At 59.7% G+C, this 6457-nt stretch carries 4 protein-coding genes and 3 pseudogenes; 4 read left to right on the top strand and 3 right to left on the bottom strand.

The features are described 5' to 3' along the window. From ACOZK4_RS07780 to ACOZK4_RS07770, 3 genes and pseudogenes are all read left to right on the top strand, one after another. A pseudogene (locus ACOZK4_RS07780) lies at positions 1 to 279 on the top strand (hypothetical protein); the annotation flags it as partial. 526 nt (positions 280 to 805) lie between these two features. Continuing rightward, positions 806 to 1471: pseudogene (locus tag ACOZK4_RS07775) on the top strand (FAD-binding oxidoreductase); the annotation flags it as partial. After that, positions 1456 to 1773, top strand: a complete 318-nt coding sequence (locus tag ACOZK4_RS07770; RefSeq protein ID WP_313529946.1) for an FAD-linked oxidase C-terminal domain-containing protein — start codon at positions 1456 to 1458, stop codon at positions 1771 to 1773. The pseudogene ACOZK4_RS07775 and the gene ACOZK4_RS07770, both read left to right, overlap by 16 nt. Before the next feature lie 31 nt (positions 1774 to 1804). On the opposite strand, the pseudogene ACOZK4_RS07765 reads toward ACOZK4_RS07770, so the two are convergent. From ACOZK4_RS07765 to ACOZK4_RS07755, 3 genes and pseudogenes are all read right to left on the bottom strand, one after another. Next, positions 1805 to 2200, bottom strand: a pseudogene (locus tag ACOZK4_RS07765) (IS481 family transposase); the annotation flags it as partial. Positions 2201 to 2652: 452 nt separating this feature from the next. Next, the gene (locus ACOZK4_RS07760) at positions 2653 to 3894 is read right to left on the bottom strand and encodes an MFS transporter (protein WP_313529941.1); all 1242 of its coding nucleotides are present in this window, start codon (positions 3892 to 3894) and stop codon (positions 2653 to 2655) included. Between the two features lie 13 nt (positions 3895 to 3907). Next, positions 3908 to 5368: an amidase gene (locus ACOZK4_RS07755; RefSeq protein WP_313529938.1), complete on the bottom strand. Its 1461-nt coding sequence runs from the start codon at positions 5366 to 5368 to the stop codon at positions 3908 to 3910. 118 nt (positions 5369 to 5486) lie between these two features. On the opposite strand from ACOZK4_RS07755, the gene gcvA reads away from it, so the two are divergent. Beyond that, positions 5487 to 6365, top strand: coding sequence for a transcriptional regulator GcvA (gene gcvA / locus ACOZK4_RS07750; RefSeq protein WP_421580921.1), 879 nt, complete (start codon positions 5487 to 5489; stop codon positions 6363 to 6365). Positions 6366 to 6457 lie beyond the last annotated feature (92 nt).

Here is a 6457-nt window from a genome sequence, read left to right as displayed (position 1 = left end):
GTTCACGCTTTTGGCCACAACGTCGACCCTTTCCCACAAATGGCCATGGATATCGGGTTCCTCGGTGCAACCATCGCGGATGCCGCCGGGTTGCCGGGGAATGAAGCTCAGGACGCGCTTTTGGTGCTGCGAGACCGGTGCCGCGGAGCTTACCACGCCTGTGCGGACAAGGACCTTGTCTGGGACCATCTACGCCAATTGGCGAATTCCGGTATGCTGAAAATGCCAGGCGTGGGAGTTGGGGGGCCGGGCTCAACGGCCGTCGCGGCACTGCCGTGACAGTATAAACCGATATATCAAAAGCTGGCAGTTCACCGAGCGCTCCCCGCCGGTTGTCAATTCCCTCTAAGGAACAAACGGCGTCCCGCGCGGTTTGTCGATCGCGGCCGATGTGTTCCTTCCCAGCCCACCGAGCCCGACCGCACGAAAGGCCGCTTGATCCCCCTGGGCGGCCTTTCGTTTGCCGTCTTTGATGGCACCATCCTTGAAACGGTGCCCTTCCAATCATTTTAGGGCTGCACTAAGGTTTGAGCCTCCGGGCTCCACCCCAACGACTTGCAGTGATCCTCAGCAGCTCGCATTGCCTCCCGCTGGCTGGCGAATGGCCCTTCAAGATAGTGCGACCGCCCTCGAAACTCGACGAACACACCTTTCTTTAGAACGTCGTAGATAATCTGCATCCCGCTTTCGTACTTCATGTGGTGGAAGCCGGCGTGACGCTGCAGGCATTGTAGATGGCGTCCTCGGAGCATCGCCTGAACCGGGGATCGATCTGCCTTCCCGCGGCTCGGCGACCATCGGCGGCATGGCTTCGACGAACGCCGGAGGGATTTCGGCCTTCCGGTCCGGGGTCATGCGGCATCGTATCCTTGGACTGGAGGCCGTGCTTGCGGATCGCTCAATCTATTCCGACCTGACCCGCGTCGTGAAAAACGCCGCCGGCTATGATCTGAAGCATCTGTTTGTCGGCGCGGAAGGCACGCTCGGCGTGATACCGCGGATTGCCGTCAAGCTCGAACCCCAGCCCTTGGCCACCGCGACAGTGCTGTTCGGCCTGGCCTCGGTGGATGCAGCACTCGAAACGGTTCGCCGTGGACTCGATGCCGAATACGGCCATCTACGCGCCGCGGAAGCAATCTGGCACAGCTATTTCCGCCTGACCTCCAGCCACCATCGCTGGTCGGCTGTGGACTACGCCACCGACCATCCCGTCAATCTGCTGATGACACTCGGCGGCGCGGACGAGGTCGCCTTGCAATCGGAGCTCGCGCGCATCTACGAGGACGTGACTGCCGTTCACCCCGAAACCTCGGCCGTCATCGCATCTTCGGGCGCGCAGGAGGCCGATCTCTGGCGGCTTCGCGAGGACACGGACCTCATCTACCGGCAGCATCCGGGCGCGCCATCCTACGACGTCTCCATCCCCCTCTCGCAAATCGCATCCTATCTCGAACGATGCCTTGCCGATCTGAAGGCAATCGATACCGCGTTCGATCCCTACGTCTTCGGCCATCTTGCCGACGGAAACTCCACATCGTTCTCAACAGCACCGGCAGCGACATTCCGGCCGGAAAGGCATGTGCCGTCGAGGAGGCGATCTACCGGGGCATCAGAGAGCTGGGCGGGTCGTTTTCAGCCGAGCACGGGATCGGCGCGAAGCGGGTGGCGCCGCTATCGGCTTTATCCGACCCGGCAAAACTCGCCCTGATGCACCGAATCAAAGGCGCGCTCGACGCGCCGGCGCTTCTCAATCCCGGAAAGGTGCTGAATTGACTGTGAGAGAGTCATTTAGAAGATCAACGCTTATGGGGTAGCGCTTGAACTTCGACCGCTTCGGCTTGTCGCCCTCCACATCAGGCAGGCGCGATATGCCATGCCGTTGTAGGCACCGGTGCAGTGCGGATCGTGTCAGGTGGGGGATCGAGGGCTGCAGGGCGTAAAGACAATCGTCTAAGGGCAGAAGCGTATGACGCCGGAATGCCACGACCATCGCCTCTTCGGCTTCGGTGAGGACGGTTGACCGCGGCTCTGACGGCCCCGTCTTCATATCCTCGACCGTCGCACGCTTGCGCCACTTCGCAACGGTCTTGGGGTTGATGCCCAACTCCCTGCTCAGTTGCGCGAGCGAAGCTTGCGATCGCTGTATTGCTGCTCGGACAGCGTGCGTGGTCGTGGCGCTTCCGTGACGAATTTGTCCCATAGGGCATCCTTCCATTCCAAGGAAAGGATCGCACCATCAAACCATGGGATCAAACACCTAGGGCGCACGGCAGCGCTATAACCTCGTGCGGCTTATACCTGCACGCGGCGTGCCATGGTTTCCACATGCAGGACATCACGAATTTCTCCAAGTATTTCTATCCCCCTTGCCGCTCTGTCCGCGCGGCATCGGTCGATGTCCTCGTCTGTCGCGCCAGGAGGATGTGGCCTCAATGTCTCTTTTTCGACGATATCGCAAAGAATGTTCGTCAACACAAGATTCTGATCCCTAAATGCATTCCACTCAATTGGATTTCTCCGTCGGCCGCCTAGCTGCAATGATGTTACCGGCCTTGGCGATGAACTCCGGGCCTTTGTCGGAACGAATGTGCGTCGGGATGCCCCTTGGGATGAATAAGTCAGGCCTACCACAAAACGGTCAGGCGCTGGTCGTCATGCGGCATACGTCCTGATCTGGATGGTGTTCGTCAGGATCGCCACAAGCGCGGCTATCGCGTTAGCACATCCGCTTATCGCAATGGCCGGGAAGTAACTGTTGCTAGCGTCGTGGATATAACCGGCGATGCTAGGGCCAATGAGCGTGCCAATCGCAACGCTCGTGTAAAGTATGCCGATCGTCCCCCCAACATTGTGTTGGCCGAAATGATCGGCGACCACTGCCGGCAGCACTGCGACCCAGCCGCCGTAGAACAATCCGAACAGCAAGGCGAAGGCGGCAAGGGCCAGCGGCCCGGCCGCGAAGGCCCAGACCGCAAGCGAAGCCGCTATCCCTACATACATTGCAACCAGGAAGGTATCACGGCCCAAGCGATCCGCGAGCCCTCCAAGGCAGAAGCGACCCGCCGTGCTGCCAACGCCAATCGCGCTCAAGAGGAGGACCGCGGCGGTCGGAGAAATGTGGTGATCGACTGCAAACGGTACTAGATGAACGAAGGGAATGAACACGCCGATTGCGCTCAACAGGCATGCTACGTACATGCCGATAAATCGTGGGGTGCGTATCGCATCCTTGACCGAAACTCCCTCCCTTGCCGCCGGGCTCGCTATGCCGTGTTCAAGCACGGCTCCGTCCGGCAGGAGACCCCGTCGCCCCGGATCGCTTTCGAGCAGTAGTGAGGCGGCAACACCAACGGTTGCGGCCGCGCCACCGAGCACCAGGTAGGCTTCTCTCCAGCCAAGCGTCGATATAAGCCACGTCGCCAGAGGCGGCATGACAAGCGTACCGCACCCAATACCGCTGACCGCAAGACCCGATGCCAACCCGCGTCGCGTGATGAACCAACGCTGAACTGCGCCGAGGGCGGGCACATAGGAGCACCCTACGCCCAGACCTATACCGAGCCCGTAGGCCGCATAGGCTTCGGCGATGGTACGCGCCTGCCCCGCCAAGGCAAGGCCGAGCCCGACCAGCACCATCCCCATAACGCAGAGCGATCTTGCTCCAAATCGGTCTGCAATAGGACCGGAAATCACGCCCAGGCAGAAGTACAGAAAGCCTGCAAACGAAAAGACGAGCGAGACCGATCCACGTGACGCTCCGAGATCTCGTTGCAAAACATCGATGAAAGCGCTGAAGGTGTAGGCGCTACCGAAGCCCACGAAAGTCAGCGTAAATGTTGCGGCGACGACGACCCAGCCGTAGAAGATGCCGCTGCGCTCCGGGGTTGCGTTCATGGTTGTCTACTCCTCAAGAGATTCTCGGGTGTCTTTGGTGCCAAGCCGTGCGCCCCTGGAACGCAGCTCCAGCGCGCACCAAGGTTAGTTCCCGAAAATGACCGGCTAGGAGTTGAAGACCGATCGGCATTCCATCCTTTGCAATGCCCGCTGGGAAAGTAAGTGCGGGGTGGCCGCTCATATCGAGAGGGCATGTAAACCGTTGCAGCCTGGCAATCAGATCAGGCTGCTCACCCAGTGTCGCGATGGCGGCGAGCGTCAGGGGAGCGAACGGCTGGACCGGGGTCAGGATCAGGTCGACCGTCGCACATAGAACCTCGACTTCAGCGCGGAAAATCGCTCGACGCAGAAGTATCTGTTGATACTCAGCCTCCGAGACGGCTTTGCCCATTTCAATAACACCCGCAAGGATCGGCCCGTACAAAGCCCTGTTCTTCGCAAAGTAACGCTCGTGAACGACCGCCGCCTCCGCGGCGCAGTTCGGCACCCAATCGGCAATCATTTGCCTTACGTCGGGGAACGTGATTTCGACCATGTGCGCGCCGAGGTCGGAAAAAACGGCGGTAGCGGCTGCGAGAGCAGCCCGTGTCTGGGGCTCCACATCCTCACTATTCAACCGTGGATCAAAGCCAATCCGCAGGCCGTCGATCCCGCTGCGTGAAGCGGAGCAGAAATCCGGCACTGGTTGCGCCGCCGCGGTAGGGTCCTTCGGATCGCTCCCTGCAATGGCGCCAAGCATGACCCCTGCGTCGATGGCACTTCGCGCGATTGTACCAATGTGGTCGAGAGAGGGTGCGAGATCAAAGACGCCATGCCGGCTGACACGTCCCCATGTCGGTTTGAGGCCGGTGACCCCATTTGCGGCCGAGGGCCACCGGATCGATCCGCCAGTGTCCGACGCGATCGCACCGAAACAAAGGCCCGCCGCCGTCGCGACTGCTGAACCACTTGAGGAAATCCCGGCCCAGTAGTCCCCGTTCCACGGATTTACAGGCGGGGTTATTGCCGGATGATAGTCTGAATAGGCGCCCTCGGTCATTTGCGTCATGCCGATGATGATCGCCCCGGCCTGTTTCAGTCGTCTGACGACTGTGGCGTCTTCGTCCGGAATGAAGTTTTGATGGACAAGTGTGCCGGCACGGGTCCGTTGGCCCTCGACCCAGCATAAATCCTTGACGGCAATGGGAACACCATGCAGCGGGCCACGATGGCATCCGGCTGCGAGTTCTTCGTCCGCTGTTTTCGCCTGCTCTAATGCACTCGCTTCCATCACCTGCGAATAGGCGTGGAGGTCCGGATCTAGATCGGAGATGAGGTGAAGTTGGGCCTTAGTGATCGCCAGCGAGGAGGTGCCCCCATTTCTGATCGTGTCGCCGACTTCTGTGAGAGTAAGCAAAGTGAGGTCAGCCGAAGTCATCACCATTCCAACTGCCTCGGAACCGGGTATCGCATGCATTAGAAAATCTGCCTCCATCTAACCGCCCTCCCCTGTTCATGGCGAACAAGACAGCGGTGATGAAGCGTGATAGAGCATACCTACAGGGCTGCACAAACCAGATTTCCTCCTGCAAATAACATAGAAAATCTAATTCATGAATCGTGACATTCCACCGCTCAATGCACTGAAGGCGTTCGAGGCAGCAGCACGCCATCTCTCGGTCAAGATGGCGGCCGATGAGCTTTGCGTCACGCCCGGCGCTATCAGCCAGCTACTTAAGTCGCTGGAGGCTCATCTCGGGGTAAAACTGTTCAAGCGGGTGACACGCGGCATCTTCTTGACGGATGCGGGCCGGGACTATCTGCCAGCAGTCCGCAACGCCTTTCGACAGATCGCCGAGGCCACACGACGGGTCAGGTCATCCGCCGACGACGGCATATTGACGGTCAGCGCTACACCGTTTTTTACATCCTCCTGGCTCGTGCCACGCATGCAATCTTTCCGGGAAAGCAATCCCGATATCGATCTTCAAATCGTCACAAGCAGCGCCCTCGCGGACTTCTCACGCAGCAGCGTCGACGTCGCCGTGCGCCATGGTATCGGCCGCTATCGGGGCTTGCGCAGCGACCACATCATCGCCGTTGAAATGGTTGCCGTGGCGGCCGCCGGTCTCGTTGAACGCCTCGGCGCCCCCCGATGCGCGGCGGATCTGGTCGGCTGGCCACATGTCCAAGATGCCGATCGAAAGGGGTGGAGCCTTTGGTTTCAGGCGAATGGTGTGGAAGAATTCCGCTCCCCCCGCGGCCCCTCATTTGACGATAGCAGCCTTATTCTAAAGGCGATCCTTTCTAGTCAGGGAGCGGGGTTACTGCCCGTTGCAATGATTGCGGCGGAACTTGCGAGCGGCGACTTGGTGCAGCTCCTGGATGCCACTTTGATTGACGACCTTGCCTATTACTTGGTGTGCCCTGAGCATACACAGGACAACCGAAAGGTCGCGATCTTTCGCAACTGGATTCTGAATGTAAGTTGATGAGCGCATCGACATCAACCTTGCGGTGCGACCTGCCTGGTCGTCACAATCGAGACCTGGATCAACTTCGCTAAGCTGGCTCATGGCCCCCG

This window comes from Shinella sp. M27, assembly GCF_049199905.1.
Taxonomy (GTDB): Bacteria; Pseudomonadota; Alphaproteobacteria; order Rhizobiales; family Rhizobiaceae; genus Shinella.
The sequence above is the reverse complement of the archived record's forward strand: the minus strand, read 5'-3'. Positions and strand labels throughout refer to the sequence as shown.

Excerpts from the sequence above, each read along its gene's own strand:
- ACOZK4_RS07760 (WP_313529941.1), bottom strand. The coding sequence starts at position 3,894 with ATGAACGCAACCCCGGAGCGCAGCGGCATCTTCTACGGCTGGGTCGTC.
- ACOZK4_RS07755 (WP_313529938.1), bottom strand. The coding sequence starts at position 5,368 with ATGGAGGCAGATTTTCTAATGCATGCGATACCCGGTTCCGAGGCAGTT.
- gcvA (WP_421580921.1), top strand. The coding sequence starts at position 5,487 with ATGAATCGTGACATTCCACCGCTCAATGCACTGAAGGCGTTCGAGGCA.
- ACOZK4_RS07770 (WP_313529946.1), top strand. The coding sequence starts at position 1,456 with ATGCCTTGCCGATCTGAAGGCAATCGATACCGCGTTCGATCCCTACGT.